The following is a 1,449-nucleotide window of genomic DNA, read 5'->3' as shown; positions in this document are numbered from 1 at the left end:
GGAGGTCACCGGCGGGGGCGGTCCGTCGGTGCGACGGGAGACGCCCTGCGCGATCGGGACCGCGCCGGTCGCGCCGATGGAGCGGCCACCGCTCAGCTGACCGCCGATGACCGGCTGACCGAGCGGCGGGGGTGGCATGCCGGGGACCGGTCGCGGCTCGGAGCCGGAGTTGGCCCGCAGCTGCGTGCGGTCCGGGGAGTCCCCGGGTGTCGGGCCCGAGTCGGCGCTGTGGCCGAGCTCGTCGAGGACGACGATCGCCGTGCGCGAGAAGCGCTCGTCCTGCTCGATGGCCTGCAGGCTGCGGGCGAACTCGATGGCGCTCGCGGGCCGCGCGAGCGGGTTCTTGCTCATCGCCTGGGCGAGCAGCCGCTCGAGCGACTGGGGCACGTCGGCACGGCCGGTCGTCGGCGGCGGGTTGGAGCGGATGCGCGGCATGAGCGCATAGGCGGAGTTGTCACCGCCCGGCACCTCGAAGGGAGAGCGCCCCACGAGCAGCTGCCACAGGGTGGCGGCGAGGGAGTAGACGTCCGCGCGGGCGTCGCCGTTGCTCTGGCCGAAGAGCACCTCCGGCGGGGCCCACGGGATGGAGACGCCGATGTCGTCGTCGAGCTCCTCGAGGGCACCACCACGCCCGGCGATGCCGAAGTCCGTCAGTCCCGGCGAGCCGTACTGGCTGACGAGGACGTTGGCCGGCTTGATGTCGCGGTGGATGACGCCGGCCCGGTGGGCGGTCTCGACGGCGCTCGAGAGCTGGATGCCGGTGCGCAGCACCTCCTCGACGGAGAACCGTGCCGCCCGGGCCCGCTGCGCCAGGTTGGGCGGCGGGTAGTACTTCATGATGAGGTACGGCCGCCCGTCGTCGCTCGTGTCGGAGCGGAAGACCTGGACGATGTAGGGGTGGTCGGCGAGCTGGGCCATGGTGTTGGCCTCGTCGATGAACTGCTGCTTGATGGCCTGGGTCAGGCCCTCGGTCTTGAGGACCTTGACCGCGACCTTCATCCGCGGCATCTGCTGCTCGTAGAGGAAGACGTCGGCATAGCCGCCCGACCCCAGCGGCTGGACGTAGTCGAGCCCGGGCAGGTCCGGTGGGAGGGCGCTGCTCACTCAGGCATCATCCCGTGACCTCGAAGACCATCGACACCTGGTCGGCGAGCGTGATCGTCGTCCCCGGCTCGATCGTCTGCTGGTCACCGGGGCGCACGCGCACCGGCGAGGACCCGGGCAGCGCGACCGTGGTGCCGTTGGTCGAGCCGAGGTCGCGCACGAGGACGTGCCAGCCGTCGAGGACGATCTCGACGTGGTTGCGGGAGATCTCGTTGTCGGGGCTGGAGATGCGCACGAGGTGCGGGCACGTGCCCGCTGGCCTCGGCGGCCGCGCGCGCGCACGACCGATGAGCACGCCCCGGTCGAGGGTGACGACGTCACCGGTCGAGAGCCGCAGCTGGCCGA

The 1,449-nt window shown here is 72.1% G+C and carries 2 protein-coding genes; both read right to left on the bottom strand.

Annotated elements, in window-relative coordinates:
- Positions 1–1,104: serine/threonine-protein kinase (locus AC2W7J_RS18115; protein ID WP_485984159.1), on the bottom strand; the 1,104-nt coding region annotated here is incomplete at its 3' end.
- 7 nt (positions 1,105–1,111) lie between these two features.
- Positions 1,112–1,449, bottom strand: a 338-nt coding sequence (locus AC2W7J_RS18110) for an FHA domain-containing protein (protein ID WP_485984157.1), incomplete at its 5' end; no start/stop codon positions are given.

The sequence above is a fragment of the Janibacter sp. CFPM2_SD2 genome, assembly GCF_057364645.1.
The sequence above is the reverse complement of the archived record's forward strand: the minus strand, read 5'-3'. Positions and strand labels throughout refer to the sequence as shown.